The organism is Guggenheimella bovis, from assembly GCF_054492335.1.
In genome coordinates, this window is record NZ_JBQWTF010000001.1 from 950,002 (window position 1) to 971,474 (window position 21,473).

Annotated in this window: 24 protein-coding genes and 1 other RNA gene; 18 read left to right on the top strand and 7 right to left on the bottom strand. The window is 44.1% G+C overall.

Annotated features, from left to right (window positions below; genetic code table 11):
- Window positions 1-27: 27 nt before the first annotated feature.
- From ACUB3H_RS04675 to ACUB3H_RS04685, 3 genes are all read right to left on the bottom strand, one after another.
- The gene (locus tag ACUB3H_RS04675) at window positions 28-444 is read right to left on the bottom strand and encodes a DUF4342 domain-containing protein (protein ID WP_459129500.1); all 417 of its coding nucleotides are present in this window, start codon (window positions 442-444) and stop codon (window positions 28-30) included.
- A gap of 79 nt (window positions 445-523) precedes the next feature.
- On the bottom strand, window positions 524-928 hold the full coding sequence (locus ACUB3H_RS04680) for a DUF4342 domain-containing protein (protein WP_459129501.1): 405 nt from the start codon (window positions 926-928) through the stop codon (window positions 524-526).
- Window positions 929-1,029: 101 nt separating this feature from the next.
- A complete protein-coding gene (locus ACUB3H_RS04685) occupies window positions 1,030-1,905 on the bottom strand; it encodes a DMT family transporter (protein WP_459129502.1) in 876 nt (291 codons plus the stop codon).
- Between the two features lie 76 nt (window positions 1,906-1,981).
- Here ACUB3H_RS04685 and ACUB3H_RS04690 point away from each other — a divergent pair, with 76 nt between their 5' ends.
- From ACUB3H_RS04690 to ACUB3H_RS04750, 13 genes are all read left to right on the top strand, one after another.
- Window positions 1,982-2,887, top strand: coding sequence for a DMT family transporter (locus ACUB3H_RS04690; RefSeq protein ID WP_459129503.1), 906 nt, complete (start codon window positions 1,982-1,984; stop codon window positions 2,885-2,887).
- 43 nt (window positions 2,888-2,930) lie between these two features.
- Window positions 2,931-3,193, top strand: an RNA gene (ffs, locus tag ACUB3H_RS04695) — signal recognition particle sRNA large type.
- A gap of 110 nt (window positions 3,194-3,303) precedes the next feature.
- On the top strand, window positions 3,304-5,967 hold the full coding sequence (gene secA, locus ACUB3H_RS04700; RefSeq protein WP_459129504.1) for a preprotein translocase subunit SecA: 2,664 nt from the start codon (window positions 3,304-3,306) through the stop codon (window positions 5,965-5,967).
- 86 nt (window positions 5,968-6,053) lie between these two features.
- Window positions 6,054-7,146, top strand: a protein-coding gene (gene prfB, locus ACUB3H_RS04705) for a peptide chain release factor 2 (protein WP_459129505.1) whose coding sequence is annotated in 2 segments (ribosomal slippage) — window positions 6,054-6,119 and window positions 6,121-7,146 — 1,092 coding nt in all. Because the reading frame shifts where the segments join, the coding sequence is not laid out codon by codon here.
- Window positions 7,143-8,288, top strand: coding sequence for an amidohydrolase (locus tag ACUB3H_RS04710; protein WP_459129506.1), 1,146 nt, complete (start codon window positions 7,143-7,145; stop codon window positions 8,286-8,288). The genes prfB and ACUB3H_RS04710 overlap by 4 nt, the downstream gene beginning before the upstream one ends.
- Window positions 8,272-9,090, top strand: coding sequence for a TraX family protein (locus ACUB3H_RS04715; RefSeq protein ID WP_459129507.1), 819 nt, complete (start codon window positions 8,272-8,274; stop codon window positions 9,088-9,090). Before ACUB3H_RS04710 ends, ACUB3H_RS04715 begins: the two co-directional genes overlap by 17 nt.
- A gap of 6 nt (window positions 9,091-9,096) precedes the next feature.
- The gene (gene tsaE, locus ACUB3H_RS04720) at window positions 9,097-9,495 is read left to right on the top strand and encodes a tRNA (adenosine(37)-N6)-threonylcarbamoyltransferase complex ATPase subunit type 1 TsaE (RefSeq protein WP_459129508.1); all 399 of its coding nucleotides are present in this window, start codon (window positions 9,097-9,099) and stop codon (window positions 9,493-9,495) included.
- Window positions 9,492-10,115: a tRNA (adenosine(37)-N6)-threonylcarbamoyltransferase complex dimerization subunit type 1 TsaB gene (gene tsaB, locus ACUB3H_RS04725; RefSeq protein ID WP_459129509.1), complete on the top strand. Its 624-nt coding sequence runs from the start codon at window positions 9,492-9,494 to the stop codon at window positions 10,113-10,115. The genes tsaE and tsaB overlap by 4 nt, the downstream gene beginning before the upstream one ends.
- A gap of 8 nt (window positions 10,116-10,123) precedes the next feature.
- The gene (locus ACUB3H_RS04730; protein WP_459129510.1) at window positions 10,124-10,882 is read left to right on the top strand and encodes an NYN domain-containing protein; all 759 of its coding nucleotides are present in this window, start codon (window positions 10,124-10,126) and stop codon (window positions 10,880-10,882) included.
- A complete protein-coding gene (locus tag ACUB3H_RS04735) occupies window positions 10,879-11,667 on the top strand; it encodes a SagB/ThcOx family dehydrogenase (RefSeq protein WP_459129511.1) in 789 nt (262 codons plus the stop codon). The genes ACUB3H_RS04730 and ACUB3H_RS04735 overlap by 4 nt, the downstream gene beginning before the upstream one ends.
- Complete coding sequence (gene tsaD / locus ACUB3H_RS04740; RefSeq protein ID WP_459129512.1) at window positions 11,667-12,677, top strand: tRNA (adenosine(37)-N6)-threonylcarbamoyltransferase complex transferase subunit TsaD; 1,011 nt, start codon at window positions 11,667-11,669, stop codon at window positions 12,675-12,677. The genes ACUB3H_RS04735 and tsaD overlap by 1 nt, the downstream gene beginning before the upstream one ends.
- A gap of 102 nt (window positions 12,678-12,779) precedes the next feature.
- Window positions 12,780-13,355, top strand: a complete 576-nt coding sequence (locus tag ACUB3H_RS04745; protein ID WP_459129513.1) for a C39 family peptidase — start codon at window positions 12,780-12,782, stop codon at window positions 13,353-13,355.
- Window positions 13,352-13,936 carry a class I SAM-dependent methyltransferase gene (locus ACUB3H_RS04750; protein WP_459129514.1) on the top strand — a complete coding sequence of 195 codons (585 nt, stop codon included), beginning with the start codon at window positions 13,352-13,354 and terminating at the stop codon, window positions 13,934-13,936. The genes ACUB3H_RS04745 and ACUB3H_RS04750 overlap by 4 nt, the downstream gene beginning before the upstream one ends.
- Here the strand turns inward: ACUB3H_RS04750 and ACUB3H_RS04755 are convergent.
- The 3 genes from ACUB3H_RS04755 to trpS are packed head-to-tail and all read right to left on the bottom strand — an operon-like array spanning window position 13,919 to window position 16,862.
- A complete protein-coding gene (locus ACUB3H_RS04755; protein WP_459129515.1) occupies window positions 13,919-14,404 on the bottom strand; it encodes a flavodoxin domain-containing protein in 486 nt (161 codons plus the stop codon). The two genes, ACUB3H_RS04750 and ACUB3H_RS04755, sit on opposite strands and share 18 nt — an antisense overlap.
- A complete protein-coding gene (locus tag ACUB3H_RS04760; RefSeq protein WP_459129516.1) occupies window positions 14,404-15,867 on the bottom strand; it encodes a helicase HerA-like domain-containing protein in 1,464 nt (487 codons plus the stop codon). The genes ACUB3H_RS04755 and ACUB3H_RS04760 overlap by 1 nt, the downstream gene beginning before the upstream one ends.
- A gap of 8 nt (window positions 15,868-15,875) precedes the next feature.
- Window positions 15,876-16,862 (bottom strand): tryptophan--tRNA ligase, encoded by a 987-nt coding sequence (gene trpS / locus ACUB3H_RS04765; protein ID WP_459129517.1) that lies wholly within the window; start codon window positions 16,860-16,862, stop codon window positions 15,876-15,878.
- Window positions 16,863-17,143: 281 nt separating this feature from the next.
- Between trpS and ACUB3H_RS04770 the strand changes: the two genes are divergently transcribed.
- Genes ACUB3H_RS04770 through ACUB3H_RS04790 form a run of 5 tightly spaced genes read left to right on the top strand, consistent with a single transcriptional unit; the run spans window position 17,144 to window position 20,931 of the window.
- Complete coding sequence (locus tag ACUB3H_RS04770) at window positions 17,144-18,451, top strand: O-antigen ligase family protein (protein ID WP_459129518.1); 1,308 nt, start codon at window positions 17,144-17,146, stop codon at window positions 18,449-18,451.
- Between the two features lie 12 nt (window positions 18,452-18,463).
- Window positions 18,464-19,201 carry a peptidylprolyl isomerase gene (locus ACUB3H_RS04775; RefSeq protein WP_459129519.1) on the top strand — a complete coding sequence of 246 codons (738 nt, stop codon included), beginning with the start codon at window positions 18,464-18,466 and terminating at the stop codon, window positions 19,199-19,201.
- The gene (locus ACUB3H_RS04780; RefSeq protein ID WP_459129520.1) at window positions 19,201-19,593 is read left to right on the top strand and encodes a metallopeptidase family protein; all 393 of its coding nucleotides are present in this window, start codon (window positions 19,201-19,203) and stop codon (window positions 19,591-19,593) included. Before ACUB3H_RS04775 ends, ACUB3H_RS04780 begins: the two co-directional genes overlap by 1 nt.
- 24 nt (window positions 19,594-19,617) lie before the next feature.
- Window positions 19,618-19,959, top strand: a complete 342-nt coding sequence (locus tag ACUB3H_RS04785) for a VOC family protein (RefSeq protein WP_459129521.1) — start codon at window positions 19,618-19,620, stop codon at window positions 19,957-19,959.
- A gap of 27 nt (window positions 19,960-19,986) precedes the next feature.
- Entirely contained in the window at window positions 19,987-20,931 is a 945-nt protein-coding gene (locus ACUB3H_RS04790) for a 3'-5' exoribonuclease YhaM family protein (protein ID WP_459129522.1), read from the top strand.
- Window positions 20,932-20,948: 17 nt separating this feature from the next.
- On the opposite strand, the gene ACUB3H_RS04795 is transcribed toward ACUB3H_RS04790, so the two are convergent.
- On the bottom strand, window positions 20,949-21,455 hold the full coding sequence (locus ACUB3H_RS04795) for an SEC-C metal-binding domain-containing protein (protein ID WP_459129523.1): 507 nt from the start codon (window positions 21,453-21,455) through the stop codon (window positions 20,949-20,951).
- Window positions 21,456-21,473 lie beyond the last annotated feature (18 nt).

Below are 21,473 nucleotides of genomic sequence, written 5' to 3' on the forward strand. Positions count from 1 at the left end.
TATATCAAAAATAGTCCGCTTGGCGGACTATTTTCCGATCGTTTCAATGTTATCCTGTACTTTGTCGATTTCTTTTTGGAAAGCTACGGGCTGACCTAGTTTTGTGATCTTAAGCTTATATCCAAAGAAGATCGATCCTAGTAGGATCACAATCGATAGAGGTAAGCAGGCGATGAGAAGGATCAGAGCGATCGTTCCAGGGAGTGTCACAAACTCGGTGTCGTGTTTAACGAAACTTACCTTGGTCTTATTGAGTTCTGCAATCCATGCCTTTAGTTGATCCCAAAGTGAATGACCCGTCGTCGTTTTCTTATCATCTAGAATAGCGAGTGCTCCAAGGATGTCTCCATTGGATGCTTCAAGAGCACGCTTTGCTTCGCTGTAACTTACTTGCTTTCTTCTTAATACTTCATCTACCATTTCTAATGTAATTTCTTGATTCATTTTGTCCTCCTTTGATTTGTCTTTATCATACCTACGAACTCTTTGAGTTCTTTTAGAGTAAGATTAGAATTTGATTAGATTATCGACCGATGCTTTCGATATTTTGTTGAAGCGTGTCGAGTTCTTTACCGAGTGCTAGTAGTTCGTTCTCTTTTCTAATCTTTAGCTTGTAACCGTTAAACATGAGTAGGGCTGATACGACAACCGTGAAGGGGAAGGCCATGATGAGTAAGAGTAGTGAGATCGTTCCAGGAAGATTAACGAGTTTCTTTTCAGGCTTTTCGAAGCTTACCTTTGTAGCATGAAGTTTCTTAATGAGATCTTTCACTTTATCGACCATTGCATTGGGTTCGTTCTGATCGATCATTGCTAGAGCTTCTAGTACATTGCCGTCTGTCTGTTCGAGTGCCTTTTTTGCTTCGCTAAAAGATACATTCTTACGCTTCGTGATTTCTTCGACTTTTTCTAATGTGATGTTTTCCATTTTTTTCTCCTTTTTTTGTTCGCTTGTTTTCTACACCCTTAAGATACGCGAAGAGCTTTGGAAAGCTAGGAGAAATACATTAGAAGAGGATGAGAAATTACTTAACTTCTTTCACATTTAGGACGAAGAATAAGAGCAATGGTTGCGATAAGAATAAAGGCACAACCTAGAATCTGAAGGATCGTGACGTTTTCTTTTAATAAAAAGTAGCCGAGCACGAGTGACGTAATCGGTTCAAAGGTACTTAAAATAGCAGTGCGTTTGGCACCGATATGATGAATGGCTTGTTGGAAGAGTAATCCTGCAAGGATGGCGACGAGAATGGTGCTAATAGAGAGATAGAGCCAACCGATGGCAGGAAAACAAAGGGTTACTGGACTCTTTATAACAAAACCGATGAGGTAGATAAAAAGTGAACCAAAGATATTTAAATAAAAGGCAAGACGAAAATCTTTGATGCCTATTCTCTGTGCTCTTTCTAAGAATAGCGAATAAAGTGCATACGTAATAGCACTCGATAAAGCGAGTATGATTCCTTCTAATGAAAGTGCTTGAGAGAAGTCATTGATGAGAAAGACGCCTACGATACTAAAGAGAATGGCTAGAGTTTCTAGCGTACTCGGTCTTTCCTTTAATGAAATCTGCGTGAAAATAAAGATGATCACGGGGTAGAGGAAATGGATCGATGTGGCAGAGCCTGTCGATATGTACTCGTAGGATAAAAACAGTAAAAGTGTGGTGATGCTTAAAAAGAACGAACAGAGTAAAGAAATGCGGAATTCATCCTTTGTTAAGGTGAGACTTTTTTTGTTGACAAACTTTTGCAACAGAAAAAAGATTGGTAGTCCCATAAGCATGCGGATCGTGATGGCCGTTGTGCTGCTAATTCCCAGGTCTAAGAGGGTCTTGGTGATAAATGGCAAAGTGCCAAAAGTGATAGCCGAAATTAGCGCTTCGATATACCCGAGGCGTTTCATAAGTTTCTCCTTTCTACTATGATAAGTATATCAGAGTTACTGAATGTGTTACAATATCCCATGAGAGGAAAAGCCTATGACAAAAGAAACAAAAGGACTCATTGCAACGCTTACAGGTGGCATCATGTGGGGGCTATCGGGAGCATGCGGTGAATATTTAATGGTGCAGCGTGGCTACGATCCATTAAGTCTCACAGGTCTACGAATGCTCGTAGCTGGTGTGGTCATGCTCATCTACTTATTGCTTTTTAAACAGGATGATTTGAAGCAGTTTTTTTATGTTAAGAGAAATATCGTAGATCTCGTCTTGTTTGCTATCTTTGGCCTCTTTGGCTGTCAAATTTCATATCTTTCTGCGATAAAGTATACGAATGCCGGTACAGCGACGGTTTTTAGTTACTTAGCACCCGTCTTTATCGTGATCTTCATCTGTTTAAAAGAGAAGCGTTTGCCGACACTCCGAGAGATTTCAGCGACGCTCTTTGCCGTGCTCGGAACCTTTTTTATCGCGACACACGGAGACATTCGAACGCTTGCCATCACACCGAAAGGGCTCATTTGGGGATTAATTAGTGGCGTTGCCGTATCGTTTTACTCGCTCTTTCCTGTAAAGCTTTTACAGCGCGTGTCGTCACTTGTGGTCATTGCTCTTGCTATGTGCCTAGGTGGTTTTGTGCTGTTCTTTGTGCATCCTTTTTACGTAGGGATGCCACCATTAGATACGGGTGTCATCATTGCACTCGTAGGACTCATCGGCTTTGGAACGATCCTAGGATTTAACCTCTATCTCGTAGGGCTTCATCTCTTAGGACCCATTAAAGCGAGTCTCCTAAGCTCCATAGAAACGGTATCTGCGGTATTCTTTAGCTTTATCGCACTAGGAACACAATTTAAATTTATGGACTTTGTAGGCTTTGCCTGCATCATGTCCACGGTCTTTATCCTAAATGTCCGTTTAAAGAGAAAAGAGAATGCATTGTAAAAATCTTTTGCATTCTCTCTTTTTTCGTTGTAAACTATATACACCGTGCTAGATGGGGAGCTAGCGGTTCCCTGTAACCTGCAACCCGCTACAGCAGGATTGAACGCCAATCGAGGGCTAGTTTACGTGGAGCTGCCCCCAGCAAGTGACGTTGAAGGATGGGTCCGATGCAATGGAAACTTGCGAACCTCGTCAGGTCCGGAAGGAAGCAGCGATAAGGAAGACCTTTCATGTGCCATCGGGGTGCTTGTCCCGAGTAAACTACTGGGGTAACGTCTGTGGAATGTGTTCAGAGTTGGTGCACGGTCTCATAAATATTAAAGAGCGAAAGCTCTTTTTTTATTTCCTTTAAGGTAAAAATGAAATACTAGAATGGAATGGGATATAATTAGATAGAATGTACATAGGAGGTGGAGATGGGAATCCTCAATTTTTTCAAAGAAAAGATCAACAAAGGGGAATTAAATAAGCTTGAAGATCAGGCTTTATTAGTAGAGGAATTAGAGCCTCAAATGCAAAAGCTCTCCGATGAAGAGCTACAGAAGAAAACGGAAGAATTTAGAGAAAGAATAAAAGCGGGCGAGACGCTCGATGATTTATTAGTAGAGGCCTTTGCTGTCGTTCGTGAAGCGTGTGTTCGTACACTCGGTCAAAGACCGTATCACGTTCAGATCGTCGGTGGTATCGTCCTTCACCAAGGACGCATCACAGAGATGAAGACGGGTGAAGGTAAGACCCTTACAGCGACGATGCCTCTTTACTTAAACGCACTCGAAGGAAAGGGTGCACACCTCGTTACCGTAAACGACTACTTAGCAACGTATCAAAGTATGCTCATGAGTAAGGTCTTTCACTTCCTAGGAATGACGGTCGGTTGTCTTACAAACGATGTCGAAGGGGAAGAGCGAAAAGAGCAGTACGAAAGAGACATTACGTACGGTACGAATAACGAATTTGGCTTCGACTATCTGCGTGACAACATGGTCATCTATGCCGAAGAGCGCGTTCAGCGACCGTTAAATTATGCGATCGTGGACGAAGTTGACTCGATCTTAATCGATGAAGCGAGAACGCCTCTTATTATTAGTGGTCGCGGTAGAAAGTCTACGGATGGTTATTCAAGAGCCAATGCCTTCGTAAAGACACTTAAAGAAGACGATGTCATCATCGATGAAAAGCAAAAGACGATCGTCTTAACGGATGAAGCGCTTAAGAAAGCCGAAGCTTTTTATCGCATCGAAAACATGTCAGACCCTGAAAACATGGAGACGAGTCACCACGTGAACCAGGCCATTCGTGCGAAATTCTTAATGCACCGAGACATCGACTACGTCGTAAAAGACGGAGAAGTTCTCATCGTTGATGAATTTACTGGTCGTATCATGGAAGGACGCCGCTATAGTAATGGTCTTCACCAAGCGATCGAAGCGAAGGAAAATATTGAAGTCAAAAAAGAGACGCAGACACTCGCTACGATTACACTTCAAAACTTCTTCCGCATGTATCAAAAGCTCGCCGGTATGACGGGTACGGCAAAGACCGAGGAAGAAGAATTTAGAGACATCTACGGAATGGACGTCGTCGTCGTTCCTACGAATAAACCAGTCATTCGAGAAGACCTCGCCGATTTGATCTTTGGCAACAAAGAATTTAAATACAAGGCCATCGTCGACGAGATTCAAAGACGTCATGAAACGGGTCAACCGCTTCTCGTCGGTACGATTTCGATCGAGGTGAGTGAACTTCTAAGTAGCATGCTTAAAAAGCGTGGCATCAAGCACGACGTGTTAAATGCTAAGCAGCACGCCAGAGAAAGTGAAATCATCGCTCAAGCCGGTCACTTTGGTGCCGTCACGATCGCGACCAACATGGCTGGTCGTGGTACCGACATCATGCTCGGTGGTAACGTCGAATTTATCCTCCGAAAAGAGCTTCGTAAGGAACAGTATTCAGACGAAGTTATCTCGAAAGCACTGAGTCCCTTCCACTACGAAGAAGAGGATGTCATCAGGGCCAAGGAATTCATTCAAAGCATTCGTCCAAAGATCGAAGAAGAAGTCAATAAGAATGCAGAAGAAGTGAGAAAGGTCGGAGGACTTCACGTTTTAGGTACCGAGCGTCACGAATCGAGACGTATCGATAACCAGCTACGCGGTCGTAGTGGTCGTCAAGGAGACCCTGGTTCGAGTCAGTTCTTCTTAAGTTTAGATGACGATCTCTTACGCATTTTCATGAATGAAAACTTCGCCGGTATGCTCAATCGCATGGGACTCGACTCTGGAGAACCCCTCCAACACTCGATGCTCACGAAACAAGTTGAAAATGCACAGAAAAAGGTTGAGTCGAATCACTACGGATCTCGTGCTTATGTTCTACAGTATGACCAGGTCATGAACGAGCAGCGAAAATACATTTACGCTGAACGCAATAAAGTACTCGAAAACGATGACTTAAAAGAGCACATCTTAAGTATGGTTCATAACGTCATCTCTGGTATCGTCGATAACTATACGAGCAATCGTCACTTTGAGGAGTGGGACGTAGAAGGTCTTCACCGGGCATTAAAAGAGATGTTCACAAACGTCGCTCCGTTTGAAAAAGTAGAGGTCGAAAAGTACGATCCGAGCGAACTCAAAGAGCGCTATGAAGAGATTGCAGATAAGATCTACGAAGAGCGAGAAGATCTCGTAGGACCCGAAAGAATGCGTGAGTTTGAACGCAGAGTTCTCTTACTCGTCGTCGACAACCACTGGATCGACCACATTGACGACATGGATAACTTAAAGCAAGGTATTAACCTCCGTTCCATCGGTCAGATTAATCCGATTCAAGCCTACCAAACGGAAGGTTTTGAGATGTACGAGGAGATGATTCAAGCCATCACTGAAGAGACTGTTCGAACGCTTTATGGTGCGAAGATCGAGGATGCGCCGATCGAACGCGAACAGGTTGTAGATGTCATGGCAGAAGGAGAAGCGCAGAAGACGCCGATGGTTCGTACGGAACGAAAGGTCGGAAGAAACGAGCCCTGTCCTTGTGGATCGGGAAAGAAATATAAAAACTGCTGTGGCAGGAGTTAGCCTCATACTGTTGGGAAATCCAACAGTTTTTTCTCTATTATGAGGGTGATCTCTGTTATAATTGAACTAATTGAAAGGAAGTTCATATGATGGAAGAATTATGTCGCGTAGAGCTCGGCCAAGAAAAAGAGCGCTGGGCCTACATTAAGGAGTCTCTTTGACCCGAATAGAATAAAAGAGGAACTCGAAGAGCTGACGAAAAGAATGAGTGAGCCCGGCTTTTGGGATGATCCCAAGACGAGTGCTGAGGTTCAAAGAAAGCACAAGAGCTTAGAGAGAAAGCTCGAAGATATGGATCACATCGAAGAGCTACTTGAAAACTGTAGTCTCAGCTGCGAGCTCTTTGAAATTGGCGAAGAAGTGAGTGAGGGAGAAGAACTCTTTCAAAGCCTCACCAAGGAACTCGATCGCTTAGAGGTCGATACGCTTTTAAGTGAGCCGTACGATCAGAACAATGCCATTCTTTCGATACAGGCTGGTACGGGTGGACTCGATGCCCAGGACTGGGCAAACATGCTCTTAAGAATGTACCTGCGATTTTTCGACAAGAAAGGCTTTAAGAGTCGCATCTTAGATCTCGTAGAGGACGATGAAGCGGGAATTAAGCACGTCGACATCGAAGTCGAGGGTGAATTTGCCTACGGAACGCTGAGATCCGAAAGAGGCGTTCATAGGCTCGTTCGCATTTCACCTTTTAATACGAACGGAAAGCGCCAGACTTCGTTTGCAGCTGTCGAAGTGACGCCGGAAATTGAAGAGGACATCGAAGTAGAAATCAACGACGAAGATCTAAAGATCGATACCTACCGCTCTGGTGGTCACGGCGGTCAGTCGGTCAATACGACAGACTCTGCAGTCCGCATTACACACCTTCCTACGGGAATTGTCGTAAGCTGTCAAAATGAGCGCTCTCAGCTCGACAACAAAAACTTTGCCATGCGCGTACTCCGAGCGAAGTTATACGAAAGAAAGCTCGAAGAAGAGAGACAAAAGCGCTTAGGAATTACTGGTGAGGCCATGGATAATACGTGGGGATCGCAGATTCGTAGCTACGTCCTTCATCCCTACAACATGGTAAAAGACCACCGTACGGGCTGTGAAACAGGTAATGTCCAAGCTGTATTAGATGGAAGTCTTGAAGATTTTGTGAAAGCATATTTAAAGGAGAACAACAAATGATTATTCGCGGAGCCAATGTCCTCACTATGGTAGAGGATAAGGAAAACTATCAAAAAGTAGACGTCCAAGTAAAGGACGGAAAAATTGTAGCAATCGGTAACGTCACAGCAGACGATGAAATCATCGATGCAGAGGGAGCACTCTTACTTCCTGGCTTTATCGATGCCCATACACACCTCGGCATGTGGGAAGATTCCATCGGCTTTGAAGGTTCCGATGGAAATGAGATGACAAATCCCATTACACCTGAACTTCGTGCCATCGATGCCATTAACCCCATGGATCGAAACTTCTCTGAAGCTCTTCAGGGCGGTGTCACTTGCGTTTCCTCTGGACCAGGAAGTGCGAATGTCATGGGAGGAGCCTTCTGTATCCTAAAGACCTTTGGTCATCGCATCGACGACATGCTCGTTAGAACTCCTTCTGCGATGAAGATCGCCTTCGGTGAAAACCCAAAACGAATTTATAGCAGTAAGAATGCTTCCCCTTCAACTCGTATGGGAACGGCTGCAGAACTTAGAAATGTTCTCTTTAAAGCCAAAGATTACTACGAAAAGAAACAGAAGCCAGATCCCAAGGATCATCCGAATTTCGACTTCAAGTTAGAAAGTCTTATTCCTGTCTTTGAGAAGAAGATTCCTTTAAAAGCTCATGCTCACCGTGCTGACGATATCTTTACAGCCATTCGCATTGCTAAGGAATTTGACCTTAAGATCACGCTCGATCACGTGACGGAGGGACATCTCATTGCAGACGATCTCAGTAAAGAAAACCTACCTTGTATCGTAGGACCATCCTTCGGTGAGAGATCAAAGGTAGAGCTTAAAAACAAATGTTATGAAACAGCTGGAGAGCTTCAACGTAAAGGCGTTCTCGTCGCTATCATGACAGACCATCCAGTCATTCCCTTAGAGCATTTAAATATGACGGCAAGCTATTGTGTGAGAGACGGCATGGATCACTACGAGGCACTCAAGGCCATCACCATTAATCCTGCTAAGATTTTAGAGATTGAAGACCGCGTCGGTTCGATCGAAGTAGGAAAGGATGCAGACCTCGTACTCTGGAGCGGAGATCCACTCGACATCCGTTCACGAGTATTACTCACTTTAGTCGATGGACGCATTGCATACAAAAAGTAAGAAGAGTTCTCTCTTCTTTCTTTTTAAGCCTTCAAAAACGGATCAAAACGACCTTTTAAAGCTCATTGCGCTCATTACGATGACGATCGATCACATCGGACTTCTGTTCTTTCCAGAAGACGTACTCCTTCGCATCATTGGGCGCATCGCTTTTCCCATCTTTGCTTATGGAATTGCACGAGGTATCGAGTATACGAGTGACCGAAAGAGATATCTTTTTCGGCTCCTCGTCTTTACCTTGATTTCTGCCATTCCCTATAAGTTCTTAAATGAAGGTGCGACCTTTGATCCCTATTCTATTAATCAGATCGCTCAGCTTCTCTATAGCGCTATCGTTTTAATCGTGATCGACGAAGCGAGGAAAGAAAAACATTACCTCTATCCATTAGCTGTTTTTCTTACCTTTCTTCCAGATGCGCTTGTCTATCATTTTAGAGCGTTTAGCTTTGCCTATGGAAGCTATGGAATATTAATTAGTGTCGTATTCTTTCTCATAAAGGAAGAAAAAGAGCCCTGGCTCTTTTTCGCAATTGTAGCGGTCACCTTTTACTACCGATTAAATCTTATCGTGATGAACCTAAAGCCTATGGAAGCGTCCTTCCTTTGGGCCCATTGCACGATAACTCTCGCTGACTTTAAAGAAGTATTCATCGTAGGTCAGGACTTTGCGTTTCTTTCGCTTCCTATCATTCACAAGGTGAATGGCATGAAAGAAAAGATTCGAATTCCAAAGTACCTTTCCTACTGGTATTATCCCGTACATATTACAGTACTTGTCGTTCTCTATCACTTGATACATTGAGGCATTATGACATTTGAAGCAAAGACCTTAGAAGATACAAAAAAATTAGCTCAGTCCTTTGCTGAAAAGGGCTTTCACATCCTTCTTCTAGAAGGAGATCTCGGTGTAGGAAAGACCACCTTTGTTCAAGCGCTCGCTGAAGCGATGGGCATTAAAGAACACATCGTATCTCCTACGTATTCGATCATTAAAGAATATGATCACCCCGTAGAACTCATTCACATGGACCTCTACCGCATCCTTGAAGAGGAGGAGCTCTTAGCCATCGGCTTTGAAGAGTACTTAGAGCGCGATCATATTGTGATCGAATGGCCAGACATTGCCCGGGATCTCTTACCGGAAGCCACTCGCATGCACATTCAAAGAGATGGTGAAAAGCGCATTTTCACTTGGGAGGAAGTATGATTTTAGCCTTTGATACGGCGACAAAGTACTGTTCTGTCGCTTTAGAAATAGAAGGATCCATCGACTGCATGAGAGATAAGAGTGAAAACGGTCACGCAAAGACCCTTCTCGTTCTTATCGATAAGATCCTTAAAAAACATGATGTCACCATGAATCATCTCGATGGCATCGTCGTAAGCCTTGGACCAGGATCCTTTACAGGACTTCGTATAGGCATTGCCACAGCACTTGGTTTTAAAAGTGCACTGGGAATTCCCGTCTACGGTGTTTCAAGCTTAGAAGCACGCTCCAAGTTTTTAGGAACGACACGTGTTCCCTTAATCGATGCCAGAAGAAATCGAGTGTATGCCGCTTCCTACGGTGAGGTAGAACTACCTCCACAAAACTGCTCCTTTCCAGAACTCTTAGAAAAGCTTCCTAAGGATGTGACCTTTAGCGGTGAATCCATCGAAGCCTTTATGGAGCAAGTGTCAGGAAGTTTCTTAGAAGTACCCTTTTATGACTATGCAAAGGGTGCGATCCTTTGCTACCAAGACGGCCATTATACTGAGGATCTAACCCCCATCTACTTAAGAGAAGCTGAGGCACAAGCGAAGCTCGATGGGATACAACTAGAATAGGAAGTACCATGAATGAATTAAAATTTGCCCTACTCATCGACGCCGAAAACATTTCGAGTCGATACGTCCGTATCATCTTGGACGAGATCGCAAGCTTCGGCGTCGTAACCTACAGAAGAATTTACGGCGACTGGACGAGTCTTGTGCATAGCTCTTGGAAAGAGGTGCTCTTAGAGTACTCGATCACACCCATCCAGCAGTACAGTTACACCTCAGGAAAGAACAACTCGGACTCTGCACTCATCATCGATGCCATGGACATTCTCTACTCTGGAGACGTCGATGGCTTCTGCATTGTTTCGAGTGACAGTGACTTTACTCGCTTAGCCATTCGTCTTCGTGAAAGTGCGAAAAAGGTCATCGGCATGGGTGAGAGTAAGACACCTCAGGCCTTTATTAGCGCATGTAACCAGTTTAAGTACTTAGATATTCTCTATGACAATGAAAACGGTCATAAGAAGAGCATCACGCGTCAGAGCACGCAAAAGCGCGTCGTTCATAAAACGCCACAACCTCAGACGAAGCTTACGATCATTAAAAAGGCTCTCTTAGCCATTGTCGATGAAAACAGTGCTGAGGACGGTTGGATCAGTAGTGCAGACTTAGGAAATCAACTAGCCAAGCGCTATCCAGACTTTGACGTTCGTAACTTTGGCTTTAAGAAATTCACACTCTTCGTTCAGAGCCTCGGTGAATTTGAATTAAAGCGCATTGAACCGAAGGACGACTCCTCTTCATCGGTCGTCTTTGTGAGGACAAAAGAATGAAACGATTTGAATCCGGCCGAAACTTTATGAAATCTACGAGTAGTGATTTTGAATCGGACCAAGATAAAAAGTTACCACAGCCTCCCCTTTTTCATGAGAGAAAGCGAGAGATCGTCGTTCCCCTTCCGAAAGACTTCACGTCGCTCCATCTAAAGGACAACTTATTCGAGCTTTTAGATGCGAGAAAATCGAGAAGACTCTACGAAGAAAAGGGCATTACGCTCTTAGAGCTCTCTTTTCTCTTATGGTGTGCACAAGGCATTAAGGGAAGACGTGGAAAGAGCTATGCGACGCTTCGAACGGTTCCGAGTGGAGGTGCACGCCATGGCTTTGAGTGCTATCTCGCGGCACGAAACGTAGAGGGACTAAAGCGAGGCATTTATCACTACCTCGCAGGAGAGCATGCCTTAGAATTTATAAAAGAATTTAGCGATGAAGAGCTCTTTAAGAGCCTAGAGGAGCAAGCCTGGGCCGTAAAGAGCGACGTCGTCTTTTTCATGACGGCCGTCTGCTACCGCTTTGAGTGGCGCTATGACATCTTTAGTCACCACATTGCACTCATAGACCTCGGTCACATCGGACAGAGCTTCTACTTAGGTGCAGAAGCTCTAAAACTCGGCACGTGCGGTATCGGAGCCTACGAACAAACGCTTTCCGATTCTCTATTGGATGTCGACGGGGAAGAGGAATTTACCGTTTACGCTCAAGCCGTAGGAACACTCACGGATCGCGAAAAGAGTGAAGAAAAAGCATTTTATCAATTTGTCATCGATGAAGGAAGATAATGAGCACGATTATTTTAGGAATTGAGACGAGCTGTGATGAGACGGCTGCGAGCGTCGTAAAAGACGGTCGAGAAATCTTATCTAACGTCGTCTACTCACAGATAGAAATTCATAAATCATTTGGAGGCGTCGTCCCAGAAATCGCCTCGCGAAAGCACGTCGAAAAAATCGAAGGTGTCGTAGAAAAAGCGCTATTAGAAAGTGGCGTAAAAAAAGAAGATCTCTCGGCGATCGCTGTGACGGTGGGACCAGGGCTTGTAGGGGCACTCCTCGTAGGGGTTAGTTTCGCAAAAGCCATGAGCTTTGCATTAGGAAAACCCCTTGTTCCAGTGCATCACCTCGATGGTCACATTGCTGCGAATTATCTGGCTTTTTCAGAGCTCGAACCGCCCTTCTTAGCACTTATTGTTAGTGGCGGTCATTCGCACTTCTATCACGTTCCATCCTATGGAAGTTATACGCTTCTTGGAGCTACTCGAGATGATGCGCTTGGAGAAGCCTTCGATAAGGTCGCAAGACTCTTAGGATTACCTTATCCAGGTGGACCTGAACTTGAAAAGCTTGCAAAGAAGGGAACCAAGGATCTGGGATTTCCACGTCCCTTTTTAGAGGACGATTCGCTCGATTTTAGCTTCAGTGGCTTAAAGAGCGCCATTCGCCAGTATATCGATAAAAATCCCATCGAATCCGATGAAGACCGCGCAAATATCGCCTATTCCTTCCAAGAGGCGGCACTAGAAGTCGTCATTGAAAAGGTGAGACGAGCACTTGAAAAGACCAAAGAAAAGCGCATCGTGATCGCAGGTGGTGTCGCATCCAACATGTCTCTTCGAACAAAGCTCGACGAACTCGGGGTGGACGTTCGTTATCCAAAGCTCAGTTTCTGCACCGATAATGCGGCCATGATCGCATCTGCGGGCTACTATCTCTATCAAAGAGGGGTTACAGCAGACCTCGATGTGAATGCCACACCGAACCTTCCCCTTAATACACAAAGCACGTGTGGATAAAGTGTGAATACTGTTAGTAACGCTCTCAAATGGGGCAGGATGAACGGCTTATAGATGGGATTCTTTTCCACAAGTTATTCACAGACTCAACAAGGATAAAAGATGATCAGTTTAGTGAACTTTCCTAGAGTTGATAACCTCTATTTCGGAGGAAATCAAAGCTGGTTTGAAGAACCTCGAAGAAAAGCGGGAGGCTGCGGAGTCGTTGCAGCGACGAACATCGTGCTCTATTACATGGGTAACTTTACTCCCAGTAAAGAGCAATTTGTCCACGTCATGAATGGACTATACCGCGTCTTATCGCCACTTCATGCCTTTAATCCCTTCATTCATGAGAATACGTACGGTCTCCCTTGTTTTACACTAGTTATCCACAGACTTTCAAAGTACCTAAAAGCCCTAGGTCAAACGAAGCGGTTTCGAGTCCTTAAAAGGGGCAATTTAGCCTCCTTTAAGGCCTTTATTAAAGAAAGTATCGATGAAAAACATCCCGTACTACTCCTTCTTCTCTTTCACAAGAAGTTAAAAGCGTATTCCAATCACTACATGACGATTACAGGTTACGAAGAAGGAGATACCTTTCTTTTAGAGTTATCTACATGGGGGCAGCGGATCACCCTTAATCTTGAAGACATCCTAGACGGGGCAGGAATCATCCGCATGGGGAGGTTCTATTGAATACACATTACTATACGAATAACAGCGAGCTTAAGAGCGCTGAAAAAACGATACAGGTGAAGCTCTTTCAAGAGGAGTACTCCTTTATTACAGACCACGGTGTCTTTAGTAAGGATCGCCTCGACTACGGCTCAGAAGTTCTCATTAAAGCCGTAGAGCCCTTCATTAAAGGAGAAGTTTTAGACTATGGGGCAGGATATGGCCCCATCGGGATCATTCTCATGAAGCGAAAGGGGATAAAGGCTACTTTCGTTGAGATCAACGACCGGGCTGTAAGTCTCATTGAAAAAAATCTTGTAAAAAATAACCTTAAAGGCAAAGTTCTAAACGTTGAGACGCTTCAAGGACTAGGTCCCTTCGACTACGTCTTATTAAATCCACCCATTCGAACGGGAAAGGACTCCATCTATTCGATGTTTCGTGAAGCGAAAGAGGTCCTAAAAGAGGGTGGTTCTCTGATCCTTGTCATTCAAAAGAAGCAAGGACTAGAGAGCGCAAAAAAAGAGCTCCAAACCATGTTTTCTAATATAGAAACCATTGAGAGGAGCTCCGGTTATCACGTATTAAAGTGTACTCTTTAAGTGCTCAATGATTTCATTGAGCGCTTCTTTTTCTACGAGATTGTAGGAAGATTGGTACTTCTCTACAATATAAGCTTCTGCCTTAGAGGGATCTTTTTTCTTAGAAAGTGCTCCCTTTAAGAGTTTAAGCACCGACTTCATCGGAAAGCTTAGCTTTTCGAAATCGACTCCACCAGGAAGGTAGAAGTAAGGCTTTTCTAGCTTATTCGCTTGAATGGCCTTATTGTTATCGTTTAGCTCCTTTGGAAGAGAACCGACAGCGAAGACGGCCTTTAAGTTCTTTTGATCCTTAACTTTTGAGTACCCTGCAATCTTACTTGCGGAGAGCCAGCCACCGAATACGATGCCATCGTAGACGTTTAGGTTTTTTGCTTCCTTAAGTGGGAGACATTTGGCGTCGAGTGCTTCTGCTAACCATTCGGCGTATTGTTTGACGTGACCTGTTTGAGATTCATATAAAACGATCATTATTTCCTCATATTTCCAAAAATGCCGCGGACGATGTTGCGTCCAATTTGGCTTCCGATAGAGCCCATCGCATTTTTTACCATTCGTTGTAGTGGAGAGTCTGATCTGGAGCGACTCTTAAAGAGTCCGTCGAAGAAACCACCTTGTTTCTCTTCTTCCTTCGGTGCTTCCTCGGCCTTTTCTTTTTCCTTTTGCATTTCTTCCATGCGCTTCGTTAGAAGTTCATAAGCACTTTCACTGTCAAAGGACTTTTCATATTTAGAATAGCAGAAGGAATTTCGAACCGTCTGATCGACTTCATCAGCGCTACAGGGTTCAAAGGCTGAAGCAGGAGCTAAAATGTAAGCCTTTTGAGCGACACTCGGTTGACCCTTAATATCTAGGGTACTGATGATCGCTTGTCCGATCTTTAAGTTCAAGAGCTCTTCGAACATGTCGATACCTTCTTCTTGACGGAAGGTGTCTGCAATGGAGCGAACGACGCGTTGCTCGGCCGGTGTAAAGGCACGAAGAGCATGTTGAATGCGGTTACCAATTTGAGCTAGGACATTGTCTGGAATGTCTCTTGGGTTTTGTGTAGAGAAGAAGATCGCAACGCCCTTTGAACGGACGAGTTTTACGACTTGCTCAATCTTTTCTAAGAGTGCTTTGGAGGCATTCTGAAAGATCAGGTGTGCTTCTTCAAAGATGAAGACGAGCTTTGGAAGTGGGTTATCTCCAACCTCTGGAAGGTTCTCATAGAATTCTGATAAGAGGTAGAGGATAAAGGCACTGTAGAGGTCTGGGGAGAGGTAGATCTTTCTAGCGTCTAGAATGTTAATGACGCCTTTTCCGTCCTCTGTACGAAGGAAATCTCTGATGTCTAGAGCCGGTTCTTGGAAGAAATCGCTAGCACCTTGTTGCTCTAGGATGAGAAGTGCTCTTTGAATAGCACCGATCGATGCTGCTTGGATATTTCCGTAGACTTCAGATAGTTCCTTACGATTCTCTTGGACAAAGAGAAGCATCTTTTGAAGATCCTTAAAGTCTAGGAGTAGTAATCCCTCTTCGTCAGCGATCTTAAAGACGATGTAGAGGACACCCGTCTGAACCTCATTGAGGTTTAAGAGACGACTTAAAAGGAGTGGACCCATCTCTGAGATGGTCGTACGAAGCGGAACGCCACTCGTCTTATAGATGTCCCAGAAGACGGTTGGGAAGGACTCGAATGTTGGAGTAGGTGCGCCGATCGATTGGAGTCTCTCTTCGAGCTTTGGGTTCATCGATCCAGCTTTCATAAAGCCTGAAAGATCGCCCTTGATGTCTGTGATAAAGACAGGAACACCTTGCTTTGAAAACTCCTCACTTAAGAGCTTAATCGTTACTGTTTTACCCGTTCCTGTCGCTCCAGCAATGAGCGCATGACGAGTCGCCATGGATTCATCAAATGTGATGAACTGACCGTCTTTCAAGCCAATATTCATGATACCTCCTAAAGAATAAAACCGATTTTCGTTTTGACGTCGTCTAACGTTTCCTTAGCAATTTCTGAAGCGTGCTTAGCTCCTAAGCGATAGATTTCTTCAAGCTCTGCAGGTTTTGCTAAGAGCTCATTTACACGTTCTTGAAGTGGAAGGATGACAGAAAGCACCGCATCCGTCACGTCGTCTTTTAGTGCTTTATACCCTTTTGAATCGAAATGTGCTAAGCATTCATCAATATTCTTTTCGGTAATGAGTGAATAGATGTTTAGTAAGTTTTTTACGCCTGGTTGTTCGTCGTTATATTGAATCTTACCAATATTATCGGTAACCGATCTCGCGATTTTCTTTCGTAGTGTCTTTTCGTCGTCTGAAAGGAAGAGCACACCAGCGCTATTTTCTTCTGACTTACTCATCTTCTTTGTCGGATCCTGTAAGTCGTAGATGCGTGAACCGTGACTATTTAAGAAGGTCTTTGGCATCTTAAAGGTAGGTCCGAAGAGGTTATTAAAACGCTCTGCAATGTCACGCGTGATCTCTACGTGTTGGCTTTGGTCATCGCCTACGGGAACGAGGTCCGTTTGATAGAGAAGGATGTCCGCAGCCATAAGTACGGGATACGTAAAGAGGCCGACTCCGATGCTGTCACCGAGGTTTTTCGACTTGTCCTTAAACTGCGTCATACGAGAGAGTTCACCCATGTAGGTAAAGCAGTTTAGGATCCAGCTGAGTTCAGCGTGTTCCTTGACGTGCGATTGAATAAAAAAGGTGTTCTTTTCTGGATCCACACCACTTGCGATGTAGAGAGCGAGGTTTGTTAGCGTTCTCTTACGAAGTAGCTCAGGATCTTGTCTTACCGTAATCGCATGCATGTCTACAATCGAATAGATGGCTTCGTAGTCGTCTTGAAGTCTAGCCCAGTTTCTAAGTGCTCCTAAGTAGTTTCCAATCGTAAGTGATCCGCTCGGCTGTACGCCGCTAAAAATTCGCTGTTTCATTTTTCCTCCATAATAAAAAAAGACCATGAGTAGGGCGGAAATCCCGCGGTACCACCTACCTTTGGTCTCTAAGTATAACGCTCACGCGATGTATCTTGAAGGTCCATTCCAAAGTTCTTCCCATATCCTCACACCACCCGGATACTCTCTTTAGAGAAGATCATCTCGTACTCTATCTTCGCATCGATACTTACCTTAAGTATAGAGCGTACAGGTTTTCTTGTCAAAGCTTATCCTTTTACAACGTCTTGAGTTTTGCTATAATGGGTCAAGGGGTTTCTATGACAGAGAAAAAAAATATTGATTTTAACAACAAAATGCTCTTTATGTACCTCATGGTACTTCCTTTACTGATGTTTCCTGATGGCCATAGTTTTAATGTAGCGCTCACGAAGTTCATTGCGTTAGCGGTACTTTCTTTGGTTTTCTTTTTGCATGCCTTTACAAGCTCTTCTTTGGAGGGTTTTTCACAGCCAGAAGATAAAATGTTAGGCCTCTACTTCCTCTGGCTAACCTTTACCGCCTTCTTTGCGAGTGATATTGAATACGCCTTCATCGGTTCCAATGCACGCCATGATGGAATCTTATCGATGGCCTTCTACATGATCGCTTATTTTGTGGCAAAATCGAGTCGTATCACGATGAAGTTTTTAAAGGGTGTCATCGTTTCATCGATACTCATCTGTATCTACGGTGTCCTTCAGTTCTATCACCTCGATCCACCCTTCTTACACCTCTATCCTGATTCCTGGATCGGCCTTACCTTTTCCACGATGGGAAACCCAAACTTCTTGGGAAGCTACCTCGTACTGGTGTTACCCATCAGCCTCTATGTCGCCCTAAAGGAACGAAAACCCGTTTACTTCATTCCCTTTGCCTTCATCCTCTTTACGCTTCTCTGTACGAGAACGAGAGGAGCTTGGATCGGCTTTGGCGTATCGATGATCGTGCTCTTCTCATTAAGTCTTCGTGTGTTTCCTAAGAAGCGAGTGATCATCTACGGACTCATCGCACTACTCATCACAGGAGCTGTCTTTGTAGGCTTCGACAGGACGAGTAATGGTGTGTTAACAAAGCGTGTCACGATCGCAAAGGTCGACGTAAAGAAGGTCGTAACCGATCCGGAACATGCGAAGACCGCTGGAACGAACCGCGTCTATCTTTGGAAAAAGTGCATCGAACTCATTAAAGAAAAGCCACTTTTAGGCTATGGTGTAGAAAACATGAGCGATGCCATGTATACGCGCTATAAAGCACAGATTGAAAAAGACTTTGGAAAGTATCTGAACTGGGATAAAGCTCATAATGAGTACTTAAATATCTTAGTGAGCGGAGGAATTCCTGCACTTATCCTCTACTTGGGCTTTATCATCCTCGTCTTAATGAAAGCCTTTAAGCGTCTAAAGGACTGTCCTATGATCGTCCTCTTTCTCTCGGGTATCTTTGGTTACTTAGTACAAGCAATCTTTTCGATACAAATGGTCAGTGTTTATTACGTCTTCATGTGCTACCTCGGACTCTCAACGTCGAGATTCATTTGTCCTGAAAATGTTGATTCGATCGGGGTATCAGTGGAGTACGAACAATAGAAAGGAAATTTCATGGAAAAAGTTTTAGCACTTGTTAATGGAAAAGAAATCACTCAAAAGGACATCGATGAATTACTCGCATCGGTCCCACCGGAATATGCTCAGCGTATGCGACAAGCTGGAGAAGAGTCGCTACTAAATGAAGCGATCAATCAAGAGCTTTTTTATCAAGATGGTCTCGACAGAAAGCTTCAAGAGAGCGATCTCTATAAAGAAGAAATGCGTAAGATCGAGCGCGGTCTCTTAAGAGGCGTCAGCGTCAATCGTGCACTCGAAGGTTCTGAAGCTACAAACGAACAAGGCCTCGCTTACTATGAACTTCATAAGGGAGAATTCATTCGTGAAGAAGAAGTCGATTGCTCACACATTCTCGTAGACAGCGAAGAGAGTGCGAAAGCCGTGAAGGAACGCCTCGAAAAGGGTGAGAGCTTTGAAGAGCTTGCAAAAGAACTCAGTAGCTGCCCATCTAAGGAAAATGGCGGTAACCTCGGTAGCTTCGGTCGCGGAAGAATGGTTCCTGAATTTGAACAAGCTGCCTTTGATCTAAAGGACGGCGAGATCAGTGGTCCTGTACAGACTCAATTTGGCTACCACATCATTAAGAGAAATTCTTCCTCACCAGAGCAACAAATTCCTTACGAAGAAGTAAGTCACGACATCTATCACCGCGTGACGAGCTTAAATCAACAAAAGCGCTTTGATGAATACGTAGAGGAGCTTAAGAAGAAATACCCTGTAGAGGTTAAGTAATGATCGTCTCCTATGAAGAGGTTCGAGAGATATTGAGTGAACTCATCGATGAGCTCCCAGAGCCCTTCTTTAAAGAACTCAATCTAGGGGTCATTTTAGAGGATAAGGCCATGCTTCATCCCGATTCGAATCCCCAAAAGCCTCTTTATACGCTCGGTCAGTATTCGAGAAACGCTCTCGGGAAACAGATTACGATCTTCTATGGTTCGCTTGAAAGACTGTATCCTTATTACGATAAGGAACGTCTAACAGAAAAGCTAAGGGAAGTGCTTCGACACGAGTTTCGTCATCACGTCGAATTCCTCGCCGGTGAGCGCGACCTAGAGATCTATGATCAGGAAATATTAAGGAAGTACTTTTTTGGACTCGAAGGAGAAGCTACGATCGAATAGCTTCTCCTCTTTTTCGGAGGAGACATGAGTTTAGAGATAGGTGCCATCGTCTGGGGGGTAAAGGATCTTTCGAGGGCCATTGAATTTTGGTCTAAGGCCTTAGATTACAAGTTAAAATATCCTGCCGATGTCGATTTTGCGATCCTCGTTCCTCGAAACGGAGAAGGCACACAGCTTTCACTCAACCGCGTGACGAGCGAAAAGGCGAGAAGGCATCACATGGATCTCTTCACCGATGACAGAGAAAAAGAAGTAGAAAGGCTCTTAGCCTTAGGTGCTACTCGAATGGAGTGGCGCTACGAAGAGGGAGCAGATTACGTCGTGTTAAAGGATCCCGATGGGAATCCCTTTTGTGTCATTGGCTAGGATGAGGAAAAGAAGGGAAAGGTGACTATGCACATTTATATTATAGATTTTGAAAAAGGACAGCGCATCGAGGGCTTCTACATGATCCGAAGTTTGAACCTGCGCACGAGCTCTAACAACAAAAAGTATCTCGATCTACAGCTTGCAGATAGTACAGCTGAAATCAATGCGAAAATTTGGGATGTCGATGAAGTCTTAGAAGAAGAGTTAGAGCTTGGTGACATCATTAAGGTTCGAGGCGATGTCACGCTTTGGAATGACGAGCTCCAATTTAAAATCATTCAGACGAGACCGATCCGAGAAGGCGATGAATTCGACTATTCTGCCATCGTTGCGAGTGCTCCGATAAAGCCACAGGAGATGTACGATTACATCCACTCTGAAGTCGAGGGAATGAAGGATGAGGATTATAAAAAGCTCGCCCTACATCTTTTAGAAGTCAATAAAGAAAAGCTCTTTTATTATCCGGCGGCCATGAGAAACCATCATGCCATCCGTTCAGGACTTCTCTATCACCTGCTTCGCATGATGAAGAGCGCCAAGGTCTTATGTCCTATCTACGAATTGAACTACGACTTCCTTTTAACAGGAATTCTCATTCATGACATCGATAAACTTCGAGAGATGAATTCGAATGACCTCGGTATCGTAAGTGGTTATACGACAGAGGGCGTGCTCTTAGGTCACATTGTGACAGGCATTACCTTGATTCATGAACTCGGTAAGGAATTAGAACTACCGAGAGAAAAGACCATGCTCTTAGAGCACATGATCTTAAGTCACCACTATGAAGCAGAGTACGGCTCTCCGAAGAAACCGATGTTTCCAGAAGCCGAGCTTCTCCATCACTTAGATATTATTGACGCTCGTCTTTACGACATGAAAAAAGCTCTTCTTACGACCAAACCTGGAGAATTCAGTGAACCCGTCTTTAGCCTAGATCGAAGAAAAGTCTATCGAGAAAAGGAATAAACGACCCTAGGGGTCGTTTATTTTTCCTTCTTTAAGCAACAAGCTTTATATTTTTTTCCACTTCCACAAGGACAAGGATCGTTTCTTCCCACCTTGTTTTCATTTACGACGATGCTCTCTGCCATAAATTCATGCTTTAAGCGAAGCTTCGTCTCCTTGTCTAGAATCTCATCCCACTCTTTGAGTCCCGATAGCCACTTGGCTTTTGCACGGAGCATATTTTTAAAGAGCTTTGGATAGTCGATTTTAAGCGCTACGACGGAGTCCTCTTCGAGGTTCTCTACATCGTTTGGCGTCTCGATCGATTCATTGATTCCATCTAAGAAACCTGCCATGATCGGCGGTTCTACATGAAAGCGATCAGATAGCTCTTGAACAGTTCCAGTGATTTCTTCTGGACGTTCTTTTAAAATTTCTTGGTAGATTCCCTTTTCTGTATCGAAGTATTCCTTCCAGAACATGGCATGCTGTTCGTTTGTCGTGAGGGAATCACTCATGCCTTTCCAAACATCATAAATTTTCATTTGTACCTCAATTCTTAA

Coding starts and splice junctions, on each gene's coding strand:
- secA (WP_459129504.1), top strand. CDS start 3,304: ATGGGAATCCTCAATTTTTTCAAAGAAAAGATCAACAAAGGGGAATTA.
- ACUB3H_RS04790 (WP_459129522.1), top strand. CDS start 19,987: ATGCACATTTATATTATAGATTTTGAAAAAGGACAGCGCATCGAGGGC.
- trpS (WP_459129517.1), bottom strand. CDS start 16,862: ATGAAACAGCGAATTTTTAGCGGCGTACAGCCGAGCGGATCACTTACG.
- ACUB3H_RS04710 (WP_459129506.1), top strand. CDS start 7,143: ATGATTATTCGCGGAGCCAATGTCCTCACTATGGTAGAGGATAAGGAA.
- ACUB3H_RS04770 (WP_459129518.1), top strand. CDS start 17,144: ATGACAGAGAAAAAAAATATTGATTTTAACAACAAAATGCTCTTTATG.
- ACUB3H_RS04735 (WP_459129511.1), top strand. CDS start 10,879: ATGAAACGATTTGAATCCGGCCGAAACTTTATGAAATCTACGAGTAGT.
- ACUB3H_RS04675 (WP_459129500.1), bottom strand. CDS start 444: ATGAATCAAGAAATTACATTAGAAATGGTAGATGAAGTATTAAGAAGA.
- tsaE (WP_459129508.1), top strand. CDS start 9,097: ATGACATTTGAAGCAAAGACCTTAGAAGATACAAAAAAATTAGCTCAG.
- ACUB3H_RS04775 (WP_459129519.1), top strand. CDS start 18,464: ATGGAAAAAGTTTTAGCACTTGTTAATGGAAAAGAAATCACTCAAAAG.
- ACUB3H_RS04760 (WP_459129516.1), bottom strand. CDS start 15,867: ATGAATATTGGCTTGAAAGACGGTCAGTTCATCACATTTGATGAATCC.
- ACUB3H_RS04785 (WP_459129521.1), top strand. CDS start 19,618: ATGAGTTTAGAGATAGGTGCCATCGTCTGGGGGGTAAAGGATCTTTCG.
- tsaB (WP_459129509.1), top strand. CDS start 9,492: ATGATTTTAGCCTTTGATACGGCGACAAAGTACTGTTCTGTCGCTTTA.
- ACUB3H_RS04780 (WP_459129520.1), top strand. CDS start 19,201: ATGATCGTCTCCTATGAAGAGGTTCGAGAGATATTGAGTGAACTCATC.
- ACUB3H_RS04685 (WP_459129502.1), bottom strand. CDS start 1,905: ATGAAACGCCTCGGGTATATCGAAGCGCTAATTTCGGCTATCACTTTT.
- tsaD (WP_459129512.1), top strand. CDS start 11,667: ATGAGCACGATTATTTTAGGAATTGAGACGAGCTGTGATGAGACGGCT.
- ACUB3H_RS04795 (WP_459129523.1), bottom strand. CDS start 21,455: ATGAAAATTTATGATGTTTGGAAAGGCATGAGTGATTCCCTCACGACA.
- ACUB3H_RS04690 (WP_459129503.1), top strand. CDS start 1,982: ATGACAAAAGAAACAAAAGGACTCATTGCAACGCTTACAGGTGGCATC.
- ACUB3H_RS04680 (WP_459129501.1), bottom strand. CDS start 928: ATGGAAAACATCACATTAGAAAAAGTCGAAGAAATCACGAAGCGTAAG.
- ACUB3H_RS04730 (WP_459129510.1), top strand. CDS start 10,124: ATGAATGAATTAAAATTTGCCCTACTCATCGACGCCGAAAACATTTCG.
- ACUB3H_RS04755 (WP_459129515.1), bottom strand. CDS start 14,404: ATGATCGTTTTATATGAATCTCAAACAGGTCACGTCAAACAATACGCC.
- ACUB3H_RS04745 (WP_459129513.1), top strand. CDS start 12,780: ATGATCAGTTTAGTGAACTTTCCTAGAGTTGATAACCTCTATTTCGGA.